Here is a 25,049-nt window from a genome sequence, read left to right as displayed (position 1 = left end):
ATGGCATTTCCACTGAAAATCACATTGGTCGCTGCGCTGTCGTTGCTCGCCGCTTGCCGCAGTGATCCGATCCAGTTTCACACCTTGACCCCCGCCCAGTTGACGGGCAGTTCACGCAATACGGCGGATATCCAGATTGAAAGCCTCACGGTTCCACCGCAGGTCGATCGCCCGCAGATCGTCGTACGCCAGGGCAACACCGGCATGGCGATCCTTGAAACCGAGTGGTGGGGAGCCAGTCTGGTGGATGAATTGCGCAGTGCGCTGGACGACCAGATGATCAACAACAATCCGCAACGCAGGCTATCCGTACGCATCGAGGTGCAGCGTTTTGATTCGGTGCCTGGCCAGTACGGGTTGCTCGACGTGAAATGGCGCCTTCGCACCGGCAATGGAAGTGAGGGCGTCATGGAAACGTGTCGCAGCACTTTGCAGACACCGTCCGGACCTTCCATTGATGAACTGGTGGCGGCGCAGCAGAACAACGTCAAACGCCTGGCCGCACTGATCAGCCAGGCAGCGTCAGGTACGCAAAAAGGTTGTCCGTCAGTCTTGTAGGAGCTGCCGCAGGCTGCGATCTTTTGGCTTTGTTTTTAAAAAATCACGATCAAAAGATTGCAGCCTGCGGCAGCTCCTACAAGTTTACGTAGTCGACCGTTTTAACGATTTTTTCTCATTCGGGGTCTTACATTAGCCGCGCCGTAAATCTGCAAATGATTCGTATTGATCTAGAATAATTGACGTCCTTCCTATGTCGATTCGCTCGAATCAGCCTGCAAGACTAAAAAAAACAGGAGCTGGCGCCGCATGAAGTCCCCTATCCCTTCGTTTCTCAAAAAGGCCTTGCTGGCCACCGCTTTGCTGAGTACCGCTCAGGTCTATGCGGCCGATACCGTCGGCATCGTCGTCTACAACGCCCAGCATGAAAGCCTGACCAAATCCTGGGTCGAAGGTTTTACGCAGGAAACCGGTATTCCGGTGACCTTGCGCAACGGCGATGACACCGAAATGGGTAACCAGATCGTGCAGGAAGGCGCCGAATCGCCGGCCGATGTGTTCCTCACTGAAAACTCCCCGGCAATGGTCCTGGTCGATAGCGCAGGCTTGTTTGCCCCTGTCGACAAAGCCACCCTCGAGCAAGTCGATTCAGCCTACCGCCCGGCCCACGGCAAATGGGTGGGGATCGCCGCGCGTTCCACGGTGTTCGTCTACAACCCGAGCAAACTGCCGGAAGCCGACCTGCCTAAATCGCTGATGGATCTCGCCGCACCGAGCTGGAAAGGTCGCTGGGGCGCCTCGCCGGGCGGTGCCGACTTCCAGGCCATCGTCGCCGCCATCCTCGAACAGAAAGGCGAAGCCGCGACCCTCGAATGGCTGAAAGCGATGAAAACCAACTTCACTGCGTACCGGGGTAACAGTTCCGTGCTCAAAGCGGTGAATGCCGGGCAAATCGACAGTGGCGTGATCTACCACTACTACAGCTTTGTCGATCAGGCCAAGACCGGCGAAAACAGCAAGAACACCGCCCTGCACTACTTCAAGCACAAAGATCCAGGCGCGTTCGTCAGCATCTCCGGCGGCGGCGTCCTGGCCTCGAGCAAAAACAAGGAACAAGCCCAGGCCTTCCTTAAATGGATTACCGGCAAGGACGGCCAGGCCATCCTCAAGAATGGCAAATCGTTTGAATACGCCGTGGGCAAAAACGCTGAATCCAACCCTAAACTGATGCCTCTGCAACAGCTTGACGCCCCCACCGTCGATGCCTCGAAACTCGACAGTAAGAAAGCCGTGGAGTTGATGACTCAGGCGGGACTGCTCTAATTGATACCTGAAATCCTGCCGGCGGGTGTCGCCGAGACGATACCTGCCAACCTGCGTCGACGTTCACGCGGCGTGTTCGCGAGCCGCGGTGGCGCGTGGGTGGTCGGTTTGTCGGTGTTGGTTTCGTTGCTGGCACTGCTTCCCATTGCGTATGTCATCGGCGTGTCGTTGCAAACCGGCTGGCAAACCGTTGTGACCCTGGTATTCCGGCCCCGTGTCGGTGAACTGCTGGTCAACACCCTGTTGCTGGTACTGCTGACGATCCCCTTGTGCATCGCCTTGGGGGTGACGCTGGCCTGGTTGACCGAACGCACGAATTTGCCCGGACGACGCTGGTGGTCCTTGCTCGCCACCGCGCCGCTGGCGGTGCCCGCCTTCGTCCACAGCTATGCCTGGGTCAGTCTGGTGCCGCCGATACATGGTTTGTTTGCCGGCGTGCTGGTGTCGGTGATTGCTTATTTTCCGTTCCTGTACCTGCCGGTTGCGGCGACCCTGCGCCGGCTCGATCCCGCCATCGAAGACGTTGCCGAATCCCTGGGGCTCAAACCCTGGGCGGTGTTTTTCCGCGTGGTCCTGCCGCAATTGCGCCTGGCCATCTGCGGCGGCGCCCTGCTCGTCGGTCTGCACTTGCTGGCCGAATACGGTTTGTACGCGATGATCCGTTTCGACACCTTCACCACGGCGATCTTCGATCAGTTCAAATCCACCTTCAACGGCCCTGCCGCACATATGCTGGCCAGTGTGTTGGCGCTGTTTTGCTTGCTGATGTTAACGGTGGAGTCGGCGGCCCGCGGTACCGCGCGCTATGCCCGCGTTGGTTCGGGCAGCGCCCGTGAACAACGGATCGTATGCCTGGGCGTTACGTCGAAAGTCCTCGCCTTTGCCCTGCTGATCATCACCTGCGTATTGGCTCTGGGCGTGCCATTAATGACACTGGGCAGATGGTTGATCGCCGGGGGCACGGAAGTCTGGGACCTGACCGAGCTGTGGCCGGCCTTGGAGCAGACTCTGCTATTCGGCATCGCGGGCGCTGCCCTGACAACTTTGGCAGCGATTCCGATTGCCTGGCTGTCGATCCGCTCCCCCGGACGACTGCAACGCCTGCTGGAAAGCTGCAACTACATCACCAGTTCCTTGCCGGGAATCGTCGTCGCCCTGGCCTTGGTGACGGTCACGATCCATTTTGCCCGGCCGATTTACCAGACCACCATCACCGTGTTGCTGGCTTACCTGCTGATGTTCCTGCCGCGCGCGTTGGTGAGCTTGCGTGCGGGCATCGCCCAAGCGCCGGTGGAACTGGAAAACATCGCCCGCAGCCTGGGCCGCTCGCCCGCTCGGGCATTGTGGCTGATCACCCTGCGCCTGGCCGCACCGGGTGCCGCCGCGGGTGCTGCGCTGGTCTTTCTGGCGATCACCAACGAATTGACCGCGACCCTGCTGCTTGCCCCGAACGGTACACGCACCCTCGCGACCGGGTTCTGGGCGATGACCAGCGAAATCGATTACGCCGCGGCGGCGCCTTACGCGCTGCTAATGATTGTGTTGTCGATGCCGCTGACCGGACTCCTTTATCACCAATCCAAAAAAACGGCTGGCCGATGAACGCTTTAGAACTGCATTCGATCTCGAAGTCCTACGGTTCCCATCGGGCTCTGGAAAACGTCAGCCTGTCGGTGCCCGCCGGCAGCCGCACGGTGATTGTCGGCCCGTCGGGCTCGGGAAAAACCACGCTGCTGCGGATGATCGCCGGTTTCGAATTCCCCGATACTGGCCGCCTGTCCCTCAACGGGCAGACCCTGGTCGACAGCACCCATGAAGTTCCCGCCCATCAACGCCTGATTGGTTATGTTCCGCAGGACGGCGCGCTGTTTCCACACATGACCGTGGCTTCCAACATCGGCTTCGGGCTGACAATCAAGGGCAGTGAAAAACAGCAAAGAATCGCTGAGTTGATGGACAGCGTCGCCCTGGATTCACACATGGCCGAGCGCTGGCCCCACGAACTGTCGGGCGGTCAGCAGCAACGTGTGGCCCTGGCCCGCGCCCTGGCCCAACAACCACGACTGATGCTACTGGACGAGCCGTTTTCGGCACTTGATACCGGTTTGCGCGCCACCATGCGCAAGCTGGTGGCGCGGTTGCTGGCCGAGGCAGGCGTCACCACCATTCTGGTGACCCATGACCAGAGCGAGGCGCTGTCCTTCGCCGATCAGCTGGCGGTGATGCGCCACGGCCGACTGGTGCAGTCGGGGCATCCGCTGGACCTGTATCGCTACCCTGACGATGTGCAAACGGCGTTGTTTCTCGGCGACGCCGTGGTTATGCCCGCCCGCATCGAAGCCGGTTGGGCTCATTGCGATCTGGGGCGGATACCGGTCAATAACCACCGCAACAACAGCGCCGCGCAGATCATGTTGCGTCCTGAACAACTGCAGTTGGCCAGTATCCTGCCCCATACCGCCGAAGTCGTGGGTTGCCGCGCCGTGGTCACCGAGCGGGACTTCAGCGGCAACACCTGCACGCTGACGGTGGAATTGCAGTCCTCGGCCTCCGGTGAACAGTCCGGTCGATCACTGCTGGTACGCAGTTCTGGCATGTATGCGCCACCGGCCGGTAGCGCTGTTCATGTCTCGACCATCGGCCATGCCCATGTGCTGAGCGAACCTTGAGCGCTGAGCGTCAAAGATCGAAGCGGTCCACCGCCCGGCGCCGTTCGTTGTCATCGCGCACATCGTAGTTGGCGGTTGTCTGGATGTTGCTGTGATGGGCGAGTTTCTGGGCGATCGACAAATCGTGTTCTTCGATCACTCGGGTGATGAATGAACGACGGAAATCATGGGGCATGATTTTCACCCCCACCTGCGCACCGCGCTGCCGGGCTATGTAATAGATCGCGTGTTTGGTGATGCGCTCGCGGGTGATGTGACTGCCACGGCGAATCCGGTTGAACAGGAACGAGTCGTCCACCTCGCCTTCCTTGAGCATTGATCGGCGCAACTCCAGCCAGGCGTCGAGTTTGGCAAACGCCCAGGCCGGGGCGTATTTGATCAACTGCTTGTTGCCCTTGGCGGTGACACGCAGGCTGCGTTCGGTGAAATCGACCTGATTCAGATCGAGGTTCACCGATTCCGATTTGCGCATCCCCGAACCGTACAGAATCCCGATGATCGCCGCGTCCCGCAGACCTTGCGGCCGTGGATCGGCGGCGCAGACTTCCATCAATTCCTGGATCAGCGTGCGCCGAAGGTTACGGCCCTGAGACAGCCGTGTACCGGCAATACCCTTGACCGAGCGCATTTTCAGCAAGTGTTCCTGGCTGATCAGGCTCATGCGCCACGCTTCGTTCATCACCCCGCGCACGGCGTTGACGTACAGCGACGAAGTGTTCGGCGCGTAACCATCGGCACGCAAGGCCGCCACCAGCGCAATCACGTCCTCGGGTTGCAGGTTGTGCCAGGGAATTTCCTCGATGTTCATGTCTTCGAAGCCCAGGCGGTCGGCGGCATCCTGCAACACATAGCGCATGGTGAGTTGGCTGGACGGCGCGAGACGCGCCAGATACAGGGTAAGCGGATTGGTCTGTGGGGTATTTGCAGCAACAGCGGGTAAGTCAGTCAAACGAAACGGCCTTGAATAAAAATACTGAAAGTAAGCAAAAAAGGATCGGGCGTTACGCCCGTGGCGAGGGAGCTTGCTCCCGCTGGACTGCGCAGCAGGCCCATTTCTTGGGGCCGCTTCGCGGCCAAGCGGGAGCAAGCTCCCTCGCCACAGGTAATCCGCGTTATCGGATCGGCATGGGGCGTTACGCTGCCGCTCAAGGCGGGGAAAGTCAATTACCGTGCGGCAGCGGCCCGTGTCTGGGCGATAGATGAACTGAAATATGGCCGTGTTAATCCTGAACCGGAGTCGATCGGGACAGGAGTGCCTCATGAAAATCAGTGTGTTTGGTAGCGGTTATGTTGGCCTGGTGCAGGCAGCGGTCCTGGCTGAAGTCGGCCACGACGTGGTGTGCATGGACATTGACCAGAAAAAAGTCGAGCTGCTGCAACAGGGCCACGTGAGCATTTTCGAACCGGGGCTGGCCAGCCTCGTGCGCGAAGGCCTGGATGCCAAACGGTTGCAGTTCACCAGCGATGAGAAACTCGCGGTGCAACACGGCCACGTGCTGTTTATCGCGGTCGGCACGCCGTCCCGGGACGATGGCTCGGCAGACCTGCGTTACGTGTTGTCGGTGGGCGAAGCCGTGGCGCGCCATCGCGAACAACCAGTGATCCTGGTGGAGAAATCCACGGTCCCGGTGGGCACGGGCGACACCTTGCGCGCGCACATCGATAAATGTCTGATCAAGGTCGGGCGCCTCCTGCAATTCGATATCGTCTCCAACCCCGAATTTCTCAAGGAAGGCTCGGCCGTCGCCGACTGCCGGCGCCCGGACCGCATCGTCATCGGTTGCGAACGCGATGAGGTACGCGACGTGATGCGCGACCTGTATGCACCGTTCAACCGCAATCATGACCGGATCATGTTCATGGACCTGCGCAGCGCCGAGCTGACCAAGTACGCCGCGAACTGCATGCTGGCGACCAAGATCAGCTTCATCAACCAGATTGCCGAACTGGCCGAACACCTGGGTGCCGACATCGAATCGGTACGGCTGGGCATCGGCGCCGATTCGCGCATCGGTTATCACTTCATCTACCCCGGTTGCGGCTATGGCGGCTCGTGCTTTCCCAAGGACATGCGCGCGCTGATCCACAGCGCCGAAGAGGCCCACTGCTCCAGCGACCTGCTGCAAGCGGTGGAAGCTATCAACCAACGGCAGAAACACAAGCTCTTCGAGCGCATCAAGGCGTTCTACCAGGGCGATTTGCGTGGCAAGACCTTCGCTGTGTGGGGCCTGGCGTTCAAACCCAACACCGACGACATGCGCGATGCCCCGAGCCGCGTGCTGCTGGAAGCACTGTGGGCCGCTGGCGCCAACGTGCGCGCGTTCGACCCGGAAGCCATGCAGGAAACCCAGCAGCTGTATCCCGATGAATCGAAGCTGATGCTCATGGGCACGCCGGAATCGGTGCTGGCCGGGGCCGATGCGCTGATCATCTGCACCGAATGGCAACAGTTCAAGGCCCCGGATTTCGAGTTGATTCGCCAACGGCTGAATGCGCCTGTGATCTTTGATGGTCGCAACCTCTACGACGCTGACCGCCTGGCGCGCAATGGCTTCACGTACTTCCCGATGGGCCGTGGTGAGTCACGCCACTTGCCGATTCCGCTGCAACGCTGGCCGGCGGCATCGATTGTCGCCTGATCGCTTCGATTTATCGCATCGCCCTTGTAGGAGCGGCCGAAGGCTGCGATCTTTTGACGTTGCATCGCCAGGACCAAGATCAAAAGATCGCAGCCTTCGGCAGCTCCTACAGGGATCAACCGTCATGTGTGGGAGGATCGCTGCAGCATTCGAACAAGGACTTTCATTCTCCCGTGGCCACCTACTCGCTCGTCATCCGCCGGTTGCTGATCTGCTCGCTGACCATCGTCATCAGCCGCGCGATCACCAGCCCGATGCTCACGCTGTTCCTGAGCAACAAGCTCGGCCTCAACCAACAGGACGTTGGTTTACTGCTGGGCATCGCGGTGTTTATCGCAACGCTGCTCGCGCTCTACGGCGGTTACATCATCGACCGTCTGGAAAAGCGCCGACTGTTGATGCTGACGATGCTGTCCAGCGCAATAGGCCTGGTGCTCCTGACCTTCGCTGAAAACCTCTACCTGACCACCGTCACCCTGGTAGTCACTGAAACCGCTTCGGCGCTGTTTCTTATCGGTTCCAAAGCGATCCTCAGCGAAAACCTGCCCGTAGGCCAACGCGCCAAGGCATTTTCCCTGAGCTACACCCTGACCAACATTGGCTACGCCGTAGGGCCGATGCTCGGCGTGGTGATTGCCGGGGTCTATCCGATTGCACCCTTCCTGATCGCCGCTGGCATTGCGTTTTTCAGCATATTCTTGCTGACCGGGATCGCCAGAGACCCGGCATTGCCCCTCGCCACCGGACAAGTGCAGAGTTTCCTCAAAACCCTGGTCACCCTGAAAAACGACCGCACGCTCATCATGTTCACCCTCGGTTGCCTGCTGAGTACCGTGGTGCATGGCCGCTTCACTTTTTACCTGTCGCAATACTTGCTGGTGACCAGCGACGACCAGAATACGCTCAAGGTCATGGCCGCCCTGCTCGCCTGCAACGCCATCAGCGTGATCCTGCTGCAATATCAGATCGGGCGTTTCCTCAAGCGCGAGCATCTGCGTCACTGGATCGTCGTCGGCACCGCCCTGTTCATTTTCGGCCTGATTGGCTTCAGCCTCGCGGACAGCCTGGTGAGTTGGTGCGTGGCGATGTTTATCTTCACCCTTGGCGAAATCATCATTTACCCGGCCGAATTTCTCTTCGTCGACACCCTGGCCCCGCAAGAACTGCGTGGCAGTTATTACGGTGCACAGAATCTGGCGGCCCTTGGCGGTGCACTGAGCCCGATGATTTGCGGATTCCTGCTAATGCACACCCCGGCACCCACCATGTTCTACGCCTTGAGCACACTTGCGGCGTTGGGTGGATTGCTGTGCTTCATGAGTGGCCGTGGCGTGGCAATACATCAGAAATAATGAACTGAAGCTTCATTAATATGAATTTGTCAGCATCAGCAATGATCGGCACACTGTGCACGTTCCTCCCCCAATAGTTGGAACAACTTCAAGGGCTTTCTGGGTATCCCCGGCAAGCCTTTTTTTTTCCTCGGTTTTTGTCTACGGAACGATCTTCATCATGCTCGCTCGCTGGTTGCCCGCCGCCATCAACACCCGCCCCACCGAATGGAGCCGCGCTGCCATTGGCATGGCCTTGGGAACCATGCTCAGTGTGTGGCTGTGCGGTCAGGTATTCGGCATCGAAGTGGCGCAACACCTGATCGGTCCGCTGGGCGCATCGGCGGTGCTGCTGTTCGCGGTTTCTTCCGGCGCGTTGGCGCAGCCGTGGTCGATTGTCGGCGGCTACTTGAGCGCAGCCGTCGTGGCGCTGTTGGTGGCGCACGTGCTCGGTCGCACCTTGACCAGCGCTTGTCTGGCGGCGGGCATGGCCCTGGTGTTGATGTGCTGGTTGCGCTGCCTGCATCCACCGGCCGGCGCCTTGGCATTGACTTTGGTGCTGGCCGATCCGGCAACCATCGCCATGGATTGGAAGGCGCTTGGCCCGGTGATGCTCGGCGCATCGGTCATGTTGCTCAGCGCCCTGGCCTACAACAATCTGACGCGCATCCGTTACCCCAAGCGCCCCAGCGAACCGGTTGCCGTGGTGCCGGCCGATCATCCGCCCACCGACAGCCAGGCAATCACCGCCGAGGATCTGAAACTGGCGCTGGCGGATATGGAGGCGTTCTTCGACGTTACGCCGGAAGACCTCGAACAGTTGATTCATGCCAGTGAGTTGCATGCCAAGCGGCGCAGTATTGGAGAGGTGTTGAGCCGCAGCGCCTGATAATGTAAATGCCAGCCACTGTCTATTGTGGCGAGGGAGCTTGCTCCCGCTGGGCTGCGAAGCAGACCCAAAAGCAGGCGACTGCTGCGCAGTCGAGCGGGAGCAAGCTCGCTCGCCACAGGTACGTGTAATCCCCATGCAAAAATGCAGGAAGCACCTGCACATATCCCGGTTGTACATCACAAATTTGCACTGTTACGATCCTGCATCGCTCGCGCGCGAGCTTCTCTATAAAGAACAATAAAAGCAGGGAGTTAGTGATGACTGCTCAGGTTTCTTCTCCAGGGACTCAGTCTATGGATGCCACACAAAACGAAGTGCTGGCCGAGGTTCGCAACCACATCGGTCACCTGACCCTCAATCGCCCCGCCGGTCTAAACGCCATTACCCTGGACATGGTCCGCAGCCTGCAACGCCAGCTCGACGCCTGGGCGCAGGATTCGCAGGTGCACGCGGTGGTTCTGCGCGGCGCCGGCGAAAAAGCTTTCTGTGCCGGCGGCGACATTCGCTCGCTGCATGACAGTTTCAAAAGCGGCGACACGTTGCACGAAGATTTCTTCGTCGAGGAATACGCCCTCGACCTTACGATCCACCACTACCGCAAACCGGTGCTGGCCTTGATGGATGGCTTTGTCCTGGGCGGCGGCATGGGCCTGGTGCAAGGGGCTGACCTGCGGGTGGTCACCGAGAAAAGTCGTCTGGCGATGCCGGAAGTCGGCATCGGTTACTTCCCGGATGTCGGTGGCAGCTACTTCCTGCCGCGCATTCCCGGTGAACTGGGAATTTACCTGGGCGTCAGCGGCGTACAGATTCGCGCCGCCGATGCGCTCTATTGCGGCCTGGCCGACTGGTATCTGGAGAGCAGCAAACTGGCGACGCTGGACGAAAAACTCGATCAGCTGGAATGGCGCGATGCGCCGCTCAAGGATCTGCAAGGCCTGTTGGCGAAACTCGCCGTTCAACAATTGCCCCATGCGCCACTGAAAGCGCTGCGCCCGGCCATCGACCACTTCTTCGCCCTGCCCGATGTGCCGAGTATTGTTGAGCAAATGCGTGCAGTGACGGTCGCCGACAGCCATGAGTGGGCCACGACCACCGCGGACCTGTTGGAGACCCGCTCACCGCTGGCCATGGGTGTAACGTTGGAAATGCTGCGTCGCGGCCGGCACCTGAGCCTGGAAAACTGTTTCGCCCTTGAGCTGCACCTGGACCGCCAGTGGTTCGAGCGCGGCGACCTGATCGAAGGCGTACGCGCCTTGCTGATCGACAAAGACAAGAACCCGCGCTGGAACCCGCCGACCTTGCAGGCGCTGGACGCCGAGCATGTCGCGAGTTTCTTTCACGGTTTCGATGAGAGCGGGAGCTGAGCCATGCACGACCTCGAACTGACTGAAGAACAAGTGATGATCCGCGACATGGCCCGGGACTTCGCCCGCGGCGAAATCGCCCCCCATGCCCAGGCGTGGGAAAAGGCTGGCTGGATCGACGACGGTCTGGTGGCAAAAATGGGAGAACTGGGCCTGCTGGGCATGGTGGTACCCGAGGAATGGGGCGGCACCTACGTCGACTACGTCGCCTATGCCCTGGCGGTAGAAGAAATCTCCGCCGGCGACGGCGCGACCGGCGCGTTCATGAGCATCCACAACTCCGTGGGTTGCGGGCCGGTGCTCAACTACGGCAGCGAAGATCAGAAACAGACCTGGCTGGCGGATTTGGCCAGCGGCCAGGTCATCGGCTGCTTCTGCCTGACCGAACCCCAGGCCGGTTCTGAAGCGCATAACCTGCGCACCCGCGCCGAACTGCGCGATGGTCATTGGGTAATCAACGGCGCCAAGCAATTTGTCAGCAACGGCAAACGGGCGAAACTGGCGATCGTGTTTGCCGTGACCGATCCTGACCTGGGCAAGCGTGGTATCTCGGCGTTCCTGGTGCCGACTGATACTGCCGGTTTTATCGTCGATCGCACCGAACACAAAATGGGCATTCGCGCGTCCGACACCTGTGCAGTGACGCTGAGCAACTGCACCATTCCTGAGGCCAACCTGTTGGGTGAGCGCGGCAAAGGCCTGGCGATTGCCCTGTCCAACCTCGAAGGCGGGCGCATCGGTATCGCCGCCCAGGCGCTGGGCATTGCTCGTGCAGCGTTTGAAGCGGCGCTGGTTTATTCGCGCGATCGCGTGCAGTTCGACAAACCGATCATCGAGCACCAGAGCATCGCCAACCTGTTGGCGGACATGCACATGCAATTGAACGCCGCGCGTTTAATGATTCTGCACGCTGCCCGGTTGCGCACGGCCGGCAAGCCATGCCTGTCGGAAGCGTCGCAAGCCAAGCTGTTTGCGTCGGAGATGGCCGAAAAGGTCTGCTCATCAGCGATACAGATTCATGGCGGGTATGGGTATCTGGAGGATTACCCGGTGGAGAAATATTACCGGGATGCGCGGATCACGCAGATCTATGAAGGGTCGAGCGAGATTCAGCGGATGGTGATTGCCCGCGAGTTGAAAAACTACCTGGTGTGAAGCCTCAAAAGCATCGCTGGCAAGCCAGCTCCTACAGGTTCCGGGTGGTACACAATACTTGTGAACGCCCGAGAACATTGTGGGAGCTGGCTTGCCAGCGATAGCGTCAGCAAAAACGCCGCATTACTTACCGACGAACTCCGCTTCACGCTTGGCAATAAACGCCGCCATCCCTTCCTTCTGATCCTGCGTCGCAAACGCCGCATGGAACACCCGGCGCTCAAAGCGCACGCCTTCGGACAGGCTCACTTCGAAAGCACGGTTGACGCTTTCCTTGATCATCATCGCAATTGGCAGCGACTTCTTGGCGATCAGCGTCGCGACTTTCAGCGCTTCGTCCAGCAGTTCATCGCTCGGCACGATCCGCGCCACAATCCCACAACGCTCCGCTTCCACGGCATCGATCAAACGCCCGCTCAGGCACATTTCCATGGCCTTGGCCTTGCCCACGGCGCGGGTCAGACGCTGGGTGCCGCCCATGCCCGGCAGCACGCCGAGGTTGATTTCCGGTTGGCCGAATTTGGCGTTATCGCCCGCCAGGATGAAGTCGCACATCAGCGCCAGTTCACAGCCACCACCGAGGGCGAAACCGTTCACGGCGGCGATGATCGGCTTGCGGCGGTTGGCCACGCGATCGCTGTCGCTGAACAGGTCGTCGAGGTAGATCTGCGGGTAGGTCAGCTCGGCCATTTCCTTGATGTCCGCACCGGCGGCAAAGGCTTTCTTCGAGCCAGTCAGCACGATGCAGCCGATGTTCGAATCGGCTTCCAGGCCATCGAGGGCGTGGTTCAGTTCGCTGACGATTTGCGCGTTCAACGCGTTCAGTGCTTGCGGACGGTTCAGGGTGATCAGGCCCACACGGCCATGGGTTTCCAACAAAATCGTTTCGTAGCTCATAAATAACTCCTGTTTTGCATATCGCTTATCCCCCTGTAGGAGCTGCCGAAGGCTGCGATCTTTTGACTTTGATTTTTCAAGATCAAAAGATCGCAGCCTTCGGCAGCTCCTACAGAGGTTTCAATTTAAAGATTGCGCGAAATGACCATGCGCTGAATGTCGCTGGTGCCTTCGTAGATCTGGCACACCCGCACGTCGCGGTAGATGCGCTCCAGCGGGAAGTCGTTCAAGTAACCGTAACCGCCCAGGGTTTGCAAGGCCGAGGAGCAGACCTTCTCGGCCATTTCCGAGGCGAACAGCTTGGCCATCGACGCTTCGACCAATGCCGGTTTGCCGCTGTCACGCAGGGCGGCGGCGTAATGCACCATCTGCCGTGCCACGGCGATCTGCGTCGCCATGTCCGCCAGACGGAACGCGACCGCTTGATGCTCGATGATCGGCTTGCCGAAGCTTTCGCGTTCACGGGCGTAATCGCGCGCCGCTTCGAACGCGGCGCGGGCCATGCCCACCGATTGCGAGGCGATACCGACGCGGCCGCCTTCGAGGTTAGCCAAGGCGATCTTGTAGCCTTCGCCCTCCTCGCCCAAACGGTTGGCCACCGGGACTTTCACGTCTTCGAAGAGGATTTGGCAGGTGTCGGACGCATGCTGGCCGAGCTTGTCTTCGACCCGGGCGACTTTATAACCCGGCGAGTCGGTCGGCACGATCAGCGCCGTGATGCCGCGCTTGCCGGCGCTCGGATCGGTCACGGCAAACACAATCACTATCCCGGCGTTCTGCCCGGAGGTGATGAACTGTTTGCAGCCGTTAAGTACGTAGTGATCGCCTTCCAGACGAGCGCGGGTTTTCAAGCCGCTGGCGTCCGAGCCGGCCTGCGGTTCGGTCAACGCGAAAGCACCGAGCATCGCACCGCTGGCCAAAGGCTTGAGAAAGCGTTCTTTCTGGTCGTCGTTGCCGTAGTTGAGGATCGGCACGCAACCGACCGAGTTGTGCACGCTCATGATGGTCGAGCACGCACCGTCACCGGCGGCGATCTCTTCCAGCGCCATGGCGTAGGCCAGGTATCCGGTATCGCAACCGCCCCACTGCTCTGGCACCAGCATGCCGAAGAAGCCCAGATCGGCCATCTCGCCGATTGCTTCCTTGGGAAAGCGGTGCTCACGGTCCCACTCGGCAGCGAACGGTTTCAGCCGTTCCTCGGCGAACTGCCGGGCCATGTCGCGGATTTGTTGTTGGTCGTCATTGGGGATCATGACCAGTCCTTAATTTGGGTTCAGCGCAAGACCTGTAGGAGTGAGCCTGCTCGCGATGAGGCCGCGTCAGGCGACATCATCTTTGAATGACGCACCGCTATCGCGAGCAGGCTCACTCCTACATGGGAAAGCGTTCGTTTCAGTACAGGCATTCCACAGCCATGGCCGTGGCTTCACCGCCGCCGATGCAGATTGCTGCAACGCCGCGTTTCAGGCCTTTCTGGCGTAGAGTCGAGAGCAGCGTTACCAGGATCCGAGCACCGGACGCACCGATCGGGTGGCCCAGGGCGCAAGCGCCGCCGTGTACGTTAAGTTTCTCGTGAGGGATTTCTAGCTGAGTCATCGCCACCAGGCTGACCACGGCAAATGCTTCGTTGATTTCGAACAGATCGACCTGATCCAGAGACCAGCCGGTTTTCTTCACCAGTTTCTTGATCGCACCAATCGGCGCCACCGGAAACAGGCCAGGGGTGTCGGCGAATGCGGCGTGACCGTGAATCACCGCCAGCGGTTTCAACCCTTGTTTCTGCGCTTGCGACTGGCGCATCAACACCAGTGCCGCCGCGCCGTCAGAGATCGAGCTGGAGTTCGCCGCCGTGACCGTGCCGCCATCGCGGAATGCTGGTTTCAGCGAGGCAATCTTGTCCAGTTTGGCTTTCGGCGGCTGTTCGTCGTTGCTGATCGTCACCTGCTCTTTACCGACCGTGACGGTCAGCGGCACGATCTCATCCTTGAAGCTGCCATCCTTGATCGCCTGCTGCGCGCGGGTGGTCGAAGCAATGGCAAACGCGTCCTGGGCTTCGCGGCTGAAGCCGTGGGTTTCGGCGCAGTCTTCGGCGAAGGTGCCCATCAGGCGGCCCTTGTCGTAGGCGTCTTCGAGGCCGTCGAGGAACATCGAGTCCAGCACCCGGCCATGGCCCATGCGATAGCCACTGCGCGCGCGGTCCAGCAGATACGGCGCGTTGGACATGCTTTCCATGCCGCCGGCGATCACTACGTCTGCGCTACCGGCAAGCAGCATGTCGTGGGCCAGAATCGTCGCTTCCATGCCCGAGCCGCACATCTTGTTCAGGGTGGTGCAGCGGGTCGATTTATCCAGCCCGGCACCCAACGCCGCTTGACGCGCGGGCGCCTGGCCAAGGCCGGCCGGCAGCACGCAGCCGAACAACACTTCGTCAACCGCGTCGCTGGCAACGCCGGCACGTTCAACCGCCGCTTTGATCGCAGCGGCACCCAGTTGCGGTGCGGTGAGGCTTTTCAGTTCGCCCTGGAAACCGCCCATCGGCGTGCGGACGGCGCTGACAATAACAATCGGATCGTTGGAAATAGTCATGACTAATCCTCCTTATTTGGCGGCCATGCGCAAGGCACCGTCGAGACGGATCACCTCGCCATTGAGCATGCTGTTTTCGATGATATGCCTGACCAGCGCGGCGTACTCGTCCGGTTTACCCAAACGTGGCGGGAACGGCACGCCAGCAGCCAGGGAATCGCGAACTTCCTGGGTCATGCCGGCCATCATCGGGGTTTCGAAAATGCCCGGGGCGATGGTCATCACGCGGATGCCGAAACGCGCCAGTTCACGGGCCGCCGGCAAGGTCAGGCTGACGATGGCGCCTTTGGACGCGGCATAAGCCGCCTGGCCGATCTGGCCATCGTAAGCCGCCGCCGAAGCGGTGTTGATGATCACGCCACGTTCGCCACCGGCGTCTGCTTCGCTTTCGGCAATCGCCGCCGACGCCAGGCGCAGCATGTTGAAGCTGCCGATCAGGTTGACGTTGATCACCTGGCTGAAGCTGGACAGCGCATGCGGGCCGTTCTTGCCGAGGATCTTCTCGCCCCGCACGATGCCAGCGCAGTTGACCAGGCCATTGAGACCGCCAAAGGCTTTGACCGTGGCCTGCACCGCCGCTTCGGCCTGCGCTTCGTTGCTGATATCAGCAACAACGCTTTGCGCGCCGAGCCGAAGAGCCTGGGCCGTGACAGCTTCGGCGTTCATGTCCACCAGCATCACTTTGGCACCGGCCGCGACCAGCATTTCAGCGGTCGCCGCACCGAGGCCCGAGGCACCGCCGGTGACGAGAAAAACCTTGTTTTCGATCTGCATCATTGTTTCCTTGGATTCAAGCTGAAACGTTCTTCGCGGCGGCCTCTTGAGCCTTGGCGATTTCCTGGTTGCGCAAGATAAAGCGCTGCAATTTGCCGCTTGGGGTTTTCGGCAATTCGCTGACAAATTCGATTTCACGGGGGTATGAATGTGCGGCGAGGCGCTTGCGCACGTGTTGACGCAGTTCTTCGGCCAACTCCGGCGTGGCGCGGTATTGCGCGCAAATCACGACAAAGGCTTTGACCAGTTCGGTGCGCTCCGGATCCGGCTTGCCAACCACCGCTGCTTCGATCACAGCCGGGTGTTCAATCAGTGCGCTTTCCACATCAAACGGGCCGACGCGGTAACCGGAAGTGGTAATCACATCGTCACTGCGCCCGACGAAGCTGATGCTGCCGTCCGGGTTCCACTCGACGGTGTCGCCGCTCAGGTAGTAGTCGCCGACGAAAGCTTTGGTCGGCGCGCCTTCGTAACCGGCGAACCAGCACATCGGCGACTGGGTGCGGTCGATGGCCAGGATGCCCGGCTGGCCGACGCCCAGTTCCTTGTATTCATCGTCCAGCACCACGATGCGGTGGCCGGGCGAGGCAAAACCGGCGGCACCCATATGAATCGAGTGTTCCAGGCCGTGGTGATTGCACAGCACCATGCCGAGTTCGGTCTGGCCGTAATGGTCGTGAATGACCACGCCGAGGTTGTCGGCGAACCAGCGGATCACTTCCGGGTTCAGCGGTTCGCCGGCGCTGCTGACGATGCGCAGCTTGCCTTTGATCGACTTGGCGAATTCATCGCCACCGGCGATCAACAGGCGATAGGCGGTCGGCGAGCCAGTGAGGTTGGTGATCCCGTACTTGTTGATTACCCGGCAGGTGCTTTCGAGGGTGAACGGGCCATCGTAAAACGTGATCGGATGCCCCATGGCCATCGGCCCGGTGACGCCGAAATAGATGCCGTAGGCCCAACCCGGATCGGCGACGTTCCAGAACGCATCTTCCGGGCGCAGATCGACGGCATCACGGGTGTAGCTCTCAAACGCGACGATGGCTTTGAGCGGCACGGACAGCGCTTTCGACGGGCCGGTGGTGCCCGAGGTGAACATCAGCAGGAACGGGTCTTCACCGGTCAGCATCACCGGTTCGCATTGCGCAGAACAATTGGCCAGTTCGGCCCAGAAACTGAAATCGCCGCGGACGATGCCCTGCCCCTTGGCGCCAGTAACCGTAACGATGGTCGGGCAGTCGGCCACTTCGTCGAGTTTCGAGCGATTGACGGCGTCGGTGACCACAACCTTGGCGCCGGAACTGCCGAGTCGATGCTCGATGGCTTTCGGGCCGAACGCAGTAAACAGCGGTTGATACACCGCGCCGATGCGCCAGGTGGCGAACACGGTGATCAGCAATTCGATGTTACGGGGCAGGAGGCCGGCGACCTTGTCGCCCTTTTTCACGCCCTGGGCAAGGAGGAAATTGGCAAAACGTGCGGCCTTGTCCTGCAAGTCGCTGAAGGTGTAGGTCGCGCTGGAGCCATCGCGGCCTTCCCAGAACAGCGCGATTCGACCTGGCAAGGCATGCCGGTCGCAACACTCGACACAGGCGTTAAGGGCAGTCAGATCACCTGTGAGTGCGGCGTCGACGGTGTGCTGATAATTGAACTGTGAAACAGCAGACAAGTAATCGCGCATTGCCAGAATCCCTTTGTGTTTTTATTAGGTTGGGGAACCGTAACCAACAGGGAAATACTCGCTCTGCGCGGGGTGCGGGGCAATGGTCAAAGTTATCAAGTTGCTTGACTGGTTTGGCCAAGGTTCAAGTGGTGCGGTGCCTGAGTGGCCGCCATCGCTGGCAAGCCAGCTCCTACAGGGGATCGCATCTCAATTTGTAGGAGCTGGCTTGCTAGCGATGGCGTCAGCCCAATCACCAAAAAGATTGATCAGTTGGATTCGTTGAGAATCAAACTCCGGTAATGCCCCGGATTCGACCCCGACCACTTGCGAAACGCCTTGTAGAACGAGCTCGCATCGGCAAAGCCCAACCGCGTGGCGATTTCGACGAAGCTGATGGTAGGTTCTGCCAGCCAGACGATCGCCAACTCCTTGCGCACACTGTCCTTGAGCCCTTGATAGGTCTGCCCTTCCTCGGCCAGTCGGCGGCGCAGGGTCGAGGCCGACATGCACAGGCGTTGCGCCAGGGCTTCGGTTTCCGGCCAGTGTTCGGCGGCCAGTTGTCGCAGATCCTGTTTGATCCGGCTGGCCAGGCTTTCAGGGTCACGGTACTTGACCAGAATGTTCGCCGGCGCATGGGCCAGGAAACGCTTGAGCTCTTCCGCGCTGCGCTTGATCGGCAGATCCAGGCACTCGGCGGAAAAGATCATCCGCGTGCGTGGTCGGTCGAAGCGCAGGTTCTCGGAAAACATCACCTGATAGTCATCACAGAAATCCGGCTGCGGGCAGCGCAACTCGATGGCCAGAATCGGAATCCGCCGCCCCGCCAGCCAGCAGGCCACGCCGTGGACGATCATCCAGTAGGTGAAATAGGTGAAGGCTCGGCGTGGCTCGTGGTCGTCCTCCGCCAGCACGATTTCCGCCAGGCTTTGTTGGCGCACCAATTCGGCGGGCATGCGTTCGAGCATCAGCGACAGAAAACCCAAGCCACTGGTGAGCCCCGCCGCGAGGCTCGGCTGGACCATGGCGCAGCGGCAGAGAAATTCCAGGCTGCCGGACTTGAGCTTGCGCGGGTCCATGCCAAAAAACTCGTCATCGCCACGCCGCGCCAGCAATCGCCACAGCCGTGCATAAGCGCTCGCCGGAACGCGGGCGTCAGTGCTTTGCAGCAAGGCCGGATCGATGCCGACCTTGTCCAGCACCTCGTCGGTGGCAACGCCAGGGGCGCAACTTTGCAACAGCGCTTCACGCACCAGTTGGATGGAGATGGTGTCTTTTTCCGCCATGGAGCGTGGTGAGCCTTGTTTTTGTTTGGGTGGAGGATATTAGCGCACGCAGATCCCTGTGGGAGCGAGCCTGCTCGCGAAAGCGGTGGATGAGCCAACATAGACCTTGATGTAAAACCGCTATCGCTAGCAGCTAGCGCCCGCAGGAGGTTAAGCGATCTTCAGAATTGTTCAGCTTAGGTTCAGGTAAATGGCAATAGTTGCCATTTGGGAATGAGTGTCATTATGTTACAAATTAGCACCCTATCTATTGCCGACACGGTGCTGAATGCTCGTCCCTTTATTGATCATGCTGCGCGAAGGCATCGAAGCCGCGTTGATCGTTGGCATCATCGCCAGCTACCTCAAACAGACCGGTCGCGGCCAGTGGATGCCTGCCGTGTGGATCGGCGTATTCCTCGCCGCCGCCCTTGCCCTGCTGGTGGGTGGTGGGCTGGAACTGGTCAGCGCGGAATTCCCGCAAAAACAACAGGAACTGTTCGAGGGCGTGGTCGGCCTTGTGGCCGTCGGCATCCTCAGCTCCATGGTGTTCTGGATGCGCAAGGTCGCTCGCTCAATCAAGCATTCGCTGCACGCCTCCCTCGATCAGGCACTGACCGGCTCCAGACACCAGGTCACGGCGCTGATTGCCATGGTGTTTTTCGCCGTGGCGCGGGAAGGCCTGGAAACCGTGTTTTTCCTGCTCGCAGTGTTCCAGCAGAGCGAAGGCCCGGCCGCTCCTATTGGCGCCCTGCTCGGCCTGATCCTGGCGATTATTGTCGGTTTCCTGATCTACACCGGCAGCATGCGCCTGAACCTCAGTGCGTTTTTCCGCTGGACGGGCCTGTTCATCCTCGTGGTGGCCGCCGGCATCCTCGCCAACTCGGTGCAAGCGCTGCATGAAGCCGGGGTATGGAATCACCTGCAAACGGTGCTGTTCGACATCAGCGCGACGCTACCGATGGACGGCGCGCTGGGGTCGGTGCTCGCCGGCATGTTCGGTTATCAGGATGCGCCCACCGTCAGCACCCTCGGTGCGTATTTGATTTATCTGATCGTGGCGCTGGTGCTGTTTTTCCTGCCGGCCCCGGCACCCGCCAAACAATCTTCCTCCGTTTCCAGTCAGTAAGGGCAACCATGCCAAATCAAGCCCCCACTCAGGCTTCCCCTCCCCGCGCCTTGCGCTGGGCGGTGGCCGGCTCGGTGATCGTGATGATCGCCGCCGGCGGCCTGTTCTACTACGCCTCGCAAATGGCCGCAGCCAAGCGCCAGACCAACCACAACGAAGTGCTGGTGACCATTCTCCCGCACAGTTGCGAGCCGAACGCGCTGACGGTCCCGGCCGGCCACGCCAGTTTCCGCATCGTCAATCGCTCCGACCGGGCCGTTGAATGGGAAATCCTCGACGGTGTGCTGGTGGTCGAAGAGCGCGAAAACATCGCGCCGGGCCTGAGCCAGGTGATCAACGCCAACTTGCTGCCGGGCGACTACGCGATTACTTGCGGTCTGCTGAGCAACCCGCGCGGCACCTTGCACGTCACCCCGACGGCGGCGTCCGATGCGGCGGCCAAGGCTAAGCCTTCGATGGTGGCGTTTGTCGGGCCGTTGTCGGAATTTCGCGTGTACCTGAGCAGCCAGGGCACTGCGCTGATCAAAGCGGTGAACGCCCTTGAACAGGCCATCACAGCCGGCGACCTGAGCCAGGCCCAAGCCTTGTACGTACCCGCCCGCGCCGCGTATCAACGGCTCGCCCCGGCGGCTCAACGCCTGGCCGAGCTGGACAACGGGATCAACGCCCGTGCCGATTACTTCGAAAAGCGCGAGCAGGATCCGGCCTTCACCGGTTTCCATCGCATCGAATACGCGCTGTTCCAGCAGCGCAATCTCGATGGTCTGGCACCGGTTGCCGAGCGCCTGCTCAGCGACGTCACCACCCTCAAACAGCAATTGATGGCGCAGTCGCTGCCACCGGAGCAAATGGTCAACATCGTGGTGCGCAATCTCAACAGCATCGCCGACGTGCGCGCCAGCAGCGGCGAAGAAGAACGCTACAGCCACAGCGATCTGAACGGCTTTGCCGGCAACCTCGACGCCGCACGCAAAGTCGTCGACTTGCTGCGGCCGTTGCTGGCCAAGTCCGCCGCTGAGTTGCTGCCGAACATCGACAACGCGCTCAATGCCTTCGACACCGAACTCAACGGTTTCAAGGTCGGCGACGGCTACGCCAGCTACGACAGCGTCAGCGCCGAGCAACGCAAACAGATCGCCGACAAGGCCAAGGCACTGGCCGACGCACTCGATGGAATCGATCCCGCCCTTGGCCTTTCCGGCCTGTAAGCAGAAGACGAGTTTCAGATGAACGATTCAGAGCAATTCAACCTTCAGCGTCGCCGGGTCTTGATGGGCATGGGCGCCGCCGGTGTCGCACTGGCAGGCTCGGCTTTGAGCTGTCCGGTTATGGCCGCGAGCACCGCGCAGGTCACCGAAGCCCCAAGCAGCGACAAAACCGAAGACCGCCACGACTTTCACGGCAAGCACCAGAGCGGCATCGTCACCCCGCGTACGGCCTCCGGGATGCTGGTGTCGTTCGATGTGCTGGCCAGCGATCGCGAGGACCTGAAACGCCTGTTCCGCACCCTCAACGAACGCATCGCCTTTTTGATGACGGGTGGTGCAGTCGCTCAGGTCGATCCGAAACTACCACCGGTGGATTCGGGGATTCTCGGCCCCGTGGTGACCCCGGACAACCTGACGATCACCGTATCGGTCGGTGCCTCACTGTTCGACGAGCGCTTCGGTCTGGCCGACGCCAAGCCCAAACGCCTGATCCGCATGGTCGGTTTTCCCAACGACGCACTGGAAGCCGATTGCTGCCACGGCGACCTGAGTCTGCAGTTCTGCTCCAACACCACCGACACCAACATCCACGCCCTGCGCGACATCGTGAAAAACCTCCCGGACTTGCTGCTGGTGCGCTGGAAACAGGAAGGCAGCGTGCCGCCACAGGCGCCGGCCAAACCCGGCGTGCCAGCGCAGAGCGCGCGTAATTTTCTCGGCTTTCGCGACGGCTCGGCCAACCCCGATTCCAACAATGCCAAAACCATGGACAGCATCGTCTGGGTGCAGCCCGGTAGCGATGAACCCGCCTGGGCGGCCAATGGCAGCTATCAAGCGGTGCGGATTATTCGCAATTTCGTCGAGCGCTGGGACCGCACGCCGTTGCAGGAACAGGAAAGCATTCTCGGCCGGGTCAAAAGCAGCGGCGCGCCCATGGGTGGCCAGCACGAATCGCAAGTGCCGGACTATGCCAAGGACCCCGAAGGCAAGCTGACCAAACTCGACGCGCATATCCGCCTGGCCAACCCGCGCACCGCCGCGACACAGGCGAACCTGATCCTGCGCCGGCCGTTCAACTACTCCAACGGCCTGAACAAAAACGGTCAGCTCGACATGGGCCTGCTGTTCATCTGCTACCAGGCCGATCTGGAGAAAGGCTTTATCACCGTGCAAACCCGCCTCAATGGCGAACCGCTGGAGGAATACCTCAAACCGGTCGGCGGCGGGTACTTCTTCACCCTGCCCGGGGTCACCGGCGACACGGATTTCATCGGTCGTTCGCTGCTCGATGCAACCCAGCCGAAAACCAACGCTTAACAACCACAACAACCTCCACGGAACCGTCCCATGAAAAAGTCGCCACTCGCGTTAATGCTGACACTTGGCTTGCTCAACACCCCGCTTTCAGCTTTCGCGGCGACGGCGCCGCTGGAGTTGGTGCAGCCGATTTCCGACTACAAGATCTACGTCACCGAGCAACTGGATGAGTTGGCCAGCCACACCCAACAGTTCACCGACGCAGTGAAAAAAGGCGACCTGGCCAGCGCGAAAAAGCTCTACGCCCCGACCCGCGTCTACTACGAGTCGATCGAGCCGATCGCCGAGCTGTTCAGTGACCTCGATGCCTCCATCGACTCCCGCGTCGATGACCACGAAAAAGGCGTGAAGGCCGAAGACTTCACCGGTTTCCACCGCATCGAATATTCGCTGTTCTCGGAAAACAGCACCCAGGGCCTGGACGAACTGGCAGACGGTTTGAACAAAGACGTCAAAGACCTGCAAACCCGCGTCGCCGGCCTGACTTTCCCACCGGAAAAAGTCGTCGGTGGCGCCGCTGCGCTGCTGGAAGAAGTGGCAGCGACCAAGATCTCCGGTGAGGAAGATCGCTACAGCCACACCGACCTCTACGACTTCCAGGGCAACATCGACGGCGCAAAGAAAATCGTTGATTTGTTCCGTCCGCAGATCGAGAGGCAGGACGCGGCGTTCGTGGCCAAAGTCGACAAGAACTTCGCGACCGTGGACAAGATCCTGGCCAAGTACAAAACCGCAGATGGTGGGTTCGAGACCTACGACAAAGTGAAGGAAAACGACCGCAAGGCGCTGGTCGGGCCGGTGAATACACTGGCGGAGGATTTGTCGACGTTGCGGGGGAAGCTTGGGTTGAACTGAGTTTTGTAGCGTCGGGAAGGGCCTCATCGCTGGCAAGCCAGCTCCTACAGTGTTTGATGTCGATCACTTAATCGTGGCTCGATTCAGAAACCTGTGGGAGCTGGCTTGCCAGCGATGCTTTTTCAGGCCTCACAAAATGCGATAGAGCAACCGCTCAATCCTCACCCGGCTCACCCGCTTTAGAAACTTCGCCACCCCAGCCGGATAATCCGGCAACGTTTCCAGATCCTGATAACGCTCAATGCGTCGGGTGTGCTGGAAAATCTCCGTCAGCTCCGTGCGGCGTGGCTCTAAAAGTTCACCTTTCGGATCATCGATCAGCAAGGCGTTTTCCAGATCAAGACGAAACGCGCGCGGATTGAGGTTGTTGCCGGTCAGCAAGGTGTAGCGCTGATCGATCCACATACCTTTGAGGTGGTAGGTGTTGTCGCCATCCTTCCACAGATGCAGGTTCAACTGGCCGCTGTCGATGTTGCGCTGATGGCGCTTGGCGAAGCGGCGCAGGCTGATTTCGTAGAGGTACGGCAGCGCCGCGATCACCTTGAACGGCTCGCTCGGCGGAATATAGAAGTCGTTGGCGGTCTTGTCGCCGACCACGATGTCGATCTTCACGCCCCGCGCCAGCGCCCGGTTGATTTCCCGGGTCACGGCCAATGGCAGGTTGAAGTATGGCGTGCAGATGGTCAGCTGATGTTGCGCGCTGCCGATCAGTTCGCCAATCACCCGGCTCAACGGGTTGTTCTTGCCAACGCCGAGCAGCGGGCTGACCGACAAACCATCCTTGGCCGTGGTGCCCTGGGTCGTGTCGTACGCGGCGTACTTGAGACGGCTGCGCAGGTCGCCGATGTCATTGCGCAGGCTGCGGGTGGTCGGCAGGTTGGGCAGATCGAGGCGATGCACGGCTTTGGAAGCTACTAGCCCATGCTGAACGAGATGGTGCATCGAATCGGCCAGGTCACGGTTTTGCAGCAGGTGATAACGGTCGTAGCGGTACTTGTCGAACTTGTGCAGGTAGACGTTGTTGAGGCTCGCGCCGCTGTAAATCACACAATCGTCGATGACAAAACCCTTCAAGTGCAACACGCCGAACAGCTCGCGAGTCTGCACCGGCACGCCATACACCGGCACTTCACTGGCGTGGGTACGGGTCATTTCCTGGTACCACGCCGAGTTGCCAGGCTGCTTGCCGGCACCGATCAAACCGCGCTGGGCGCGCAGCCAGTCCACCACTACCGCCACGTCCAGTTCCGGACGTGCCAGTTTGGCGGCGTGCAAGGCATCGAGAATTTCCTGACCAGCCTCATCCTGTTGCAGGTACAGCGCGACGATATAGATGCGTTGCGTCGCACTGGCGATTTTTTCCAGCAGGCAACGGCGGAACTCGGCAGCGCCATGGAGGATAGTGACGGCATCGGCGGTCAGCGGGAAACTGCGCAGTTTGGGCAGCAGGGAGCGTTTGAAAAGCGACGGCATAGGGCTCGCAATGG

General features: G+C 60.3%; 21 protein-coding genes. 13 read left to right on the top strand and 8 right to left on the bottom strand.

Annotated elements, in window-relative coordinates:
• The 4 genes from KGB21_RS26490 to KGB21_RS26475 all read left to right on the top strand — a co-directional run bounded on the left by KGB21_RS26490 (window position 1) and on the right by KGB21_RS26475 (window position 4,490).
• Window positions 1-558, top strand: a complete 558-nt coding sequence (locus tag KGB21_RS26490) for a membrane integrity-associated transporter subunit PqiC (RefSeq protein WP_223507191.1) — start codon at window positions 1-3, stop codon at window positions 556-558.
• Between the two features lie 249 nt (window positions 559-807).
• Window positions 808-1,821 (top strand): iron ABC transporter substrate-binding protein, encoded by a 1,014-nt coding sequence (locus tag KGB21_RS26485; protein ID WP_034146427.1) that lies wholly within the window; start codon window positions 808-810, stop codon window positions 1,819-1,821.
• A 3-nt stretch (window positions 1,822-1,824) separates the two neighbouring features.
• Window positions 1,825-3,423, top strand: a complete 1,599-nt coding sequence (locus KGB21_RS26480) for an ABC transporter permease (RefSeq protein ID WP_223507196.1) — start codon at window positions 1,825-1,827, stop codon at window positions 3,421-3,423.
• Complete coding sequence (locus tag KGB21_RS26475; protein ID WP_223507190.1) at window positions 3,420-4,490, top strand: ABC transporter ATP-binding protein; 1,071 nt, start codon at window positions 3,420-3,422, stop codon at window positions 4,488-4,490. Before KGB21_RS26480 ends, KGB21_RS26475 begins: the two co-directional genes overlap by 4 nt.
• 10 nt (window positions 4,491-4,500) lie before the next feature.
• Here KGB21_RS26475 and xerC read toward each other — a convergent pair whose 3' ends face one another.
• Window positions 4,501-5,346 (bottom strand): tyrosine recombinase XerC, encoded by an 846-nt coding sequence (xerC, locus tag KGB21_RS26470; protein ID WP_411741418.1) that lies wholly within the window; start codon window positions 5,344-5,346, stop codon window positions 4,501-4,503.
• Window positions 5,347-5,749: 403 nt separating this feature from the next.
• On the opposite strand from xerC, the gene KGB21_RS26465 reads away from it, so the two are divergent.
• From KGB21_RS26465 to KGB21_RS26445, 5 genes are all read left to right on the top strand, one after another.
• Window positions 5,750-7,129 carry a UDP-glucose dehydrogenase family protein gene (locus KGB21_RS26465; RefSeq protein ID WP_034146430.1) on the top strand — a complete coding sequence of 460 codons (1,380 nt, stop codon included), beginning with the start codon at window positions 5,750-5,752 and terminating at the stop codon, window positions 7,127-7,129.
• Between the two features lie 173 nt (window positions 7,130-7,302).
• Window positions 7,303-8,481 (top strand): MFS transporter, encoded by a 1,179-nt coding sequence (locus KGB21_RS26460; protein WP_223507188.1) that lies wholly within the window; start codon window positions 7,303-7,305, stop codon window positions 8,479-8,481.
• Between the two features lie 160 nt (window positions 8,482-8,641).
• Window positions 8,642-9,349 (top strand): HPP family protein, encoded by a 708-nt coding sequence (locus tag KGB21_RS26455; protein WP_223507187.1) that lies wholly within the window; start codon window positions 8,642-8,644, stop codon window positions 9,347-9,349.
• A gap of 260 nt (window positions 9,350-9,609) precedes the next feature.
• Window positions 9,610-10,716, top strand: a complete 1,107-nt coding sequence (locus KGB21_RS26450) for an enoyl-CoA hydratase/isomerase family protein (RefSeq protein WP_223507186.1) — start codon at window positions 9,610-9,612, stop codon at window positions 10,714-10,716.
• 3 nt (window positions 10,717-10,719) lie between these two features.
• Window positions 10,720-11,871, top strand: coding sequence for an acyl-CoA dehydrogenase family protein (locus KGB21_RS26445; protein WP_223507185.1), 1,152 nt, complete (start codon window positions 10,720-10,722; stop codon window positions 11,869-11,871).
• Window positions 11,872-11,994: 123 nt separating this feature from the next.
• On the opposite strand, the gene KGB21_RS26440 is transcribed toward KGB21_RS26445, so the two are convergent.
• From KGB21_RS26440 to KGB21_RS26415, 6 genes are all read right to left on the bottom strand, one after another.
• Entirely contained in the window at window positions 11,995-12,768 is a 774-nt protein-coding gene (locus KGB21_RS26440) for an enoyl-CoA hydratase (RefSeq protein ID WP_223507184.1), read from the bottom strand.
• A 125-nt stretch (window positions 12,769-12,893) separates the two neighbouring features.
• The gene (locus KGB21_RS26435) at window positions 12,894-14,021 is read right to left on the bottom strand and encodes an acyl-CoA dehydrogenase (protein WP_034146435.1); all 1,128 of its coding nucleotides are present in this window, start codon (window positions 14,019-14,021) and stop codon (window positions 12,894-12,896) included.
• Between the two features lie 139 nt (window positions 14,022-14,160).
• The gene (locus KGB21_RS26430) at window positions 14,161-15,354 is read right to left on the bottom strand and encodes an acetyl-CoA C-acyltransferase (RefSeq protein ID WP_223507183.1); all 1,194 of its coding nucleotides are present in this window, start codon (window positions 15,352-15,354) and stop codon (window positions 14,161-14,163) included.
• Window positions 15,355-15,366: 12 nt separating this feature from the next.
• Window positions 15,367-16,128 (bottom strand): SDR family NAD(P)-dependent oxidoreductase, encoded by a 762-nt coding sequence (locus tag KGB21_RS26425; protein ID WP_034146437.1) that lies wholly within the window; start codon window positions 16,126-16,128, stop codon window positions 15,367-15,369.
• 16 nt (window positions 16,129-16,144) lie between these two features.
• Window positions 16,145-17,809, bottom strand: a complete 1,665-nt coding sequence (locus KGB21_RS26420; protein WP_223507182.1) for an AMP-binding protein — start codon at window positions 17,807-17,809, stop codon at window positions 16,145-16,147.
• 248 nt (window positions 17,810-18,057) lie between these two features.
• Entirely contained in the window at window positions 18,058-19,074 is a 1,017-nt protein-coding gene (locus KGB21_RS26415) for an AraC family transcriptional regulator (RefSeq protein ID WP_223507181.1), read from the bottom strand.
• 268 nt (window positions 19,075-19,342) lie between these two features.
• Between KGB21_RS26415 and efeU the strand changes: the two genes are divergently transcribed.
• The 4 genes from efeU to efeO (KGB21_RS26395) are packed head-to-tail and all read left to right on the top strand — an operon-like array spanning window position 19,343 to window position 23,562.
• A complete protein-coding gene (efeU, locus tag KGB21_RS26410) occupies window positions 19,343-20,182 on the top strand; it encodes an iron uptake transporter permease EfeU (protein WP_223507180.1) in 840 nt (279 codons plus the stop codon).
• Between the two features lie 8 nt (window positions 20,183-20,190).
• Entirely contained in the window at window positions 20,191-21,390 is a 1,200-nt protein-coding gene (efeO, locus tag KGB21_RS26405) for an iron uptake system protein EfeO (protein ID WP_223507179.1), read from the top strand.
• Window positions 21,391-21,408: 18 nt separating this feature from the next.
• The gene (efeB, locus tag KGB21_RS26400; RefSeq protein ID WP_223507178.1) at window positions 21,409-22,707 is read left to right on the top strand and encodes an iron uptake transporter deferrochelatase/peroxidase subunit; all 1,299 of its coding nucleotides are present in this window, start codon (window positions 21,409-21,411) and stop codon (window positions 22,705-22,707) included.
• Between the two features lie 30 nt (window positions 22,708-22,737).
• A complete protein-coding gene (gene efeO, locus KGB21_RS26395; protein WP_223507177.1) occupies window positions 22,738-23,562 on the top strand; it encodes an iron uptake system protein EfeO in 825 nt (274 codons plus the stop codon).
• Between the two features lie 129 nt (window positions 23,563-23,691).
• On the opposite strand, the gene pssA is transcribed toward efeO (KGB21_RS26395), so the two are convergent.
• Window positions 23,692-25,035, bottom strand: coding sequence for a CDP-diacylglycerol--serine O-phosphatidyltransferase (gene pssA, locus KGB21_RS26390; protein ID WP_223507176.1), 1,344 nt, complete (start codon window positions 25,033-25,035; stop codon window positions 23,692-23,694).
• Window positions 25,036-25,049: the final 14 nt, after the last annotated feature.

It is taken from the genome of Pseudomonas sp. GL-RE-29 (genome assembly GCF_019947275.1).
Lineage (GTDB): Bacteria > Pseudomonadota > Gammaproteobacteria > Pseudomonadales > Pseudomonadaceae > Aquipseudomonas > Aquipseudomonas fluorescens_A.
Note: the sequence above shows the minus strand (reverse complement) of the source record. Positions and strands in the feature narration are given on the sequence as shown.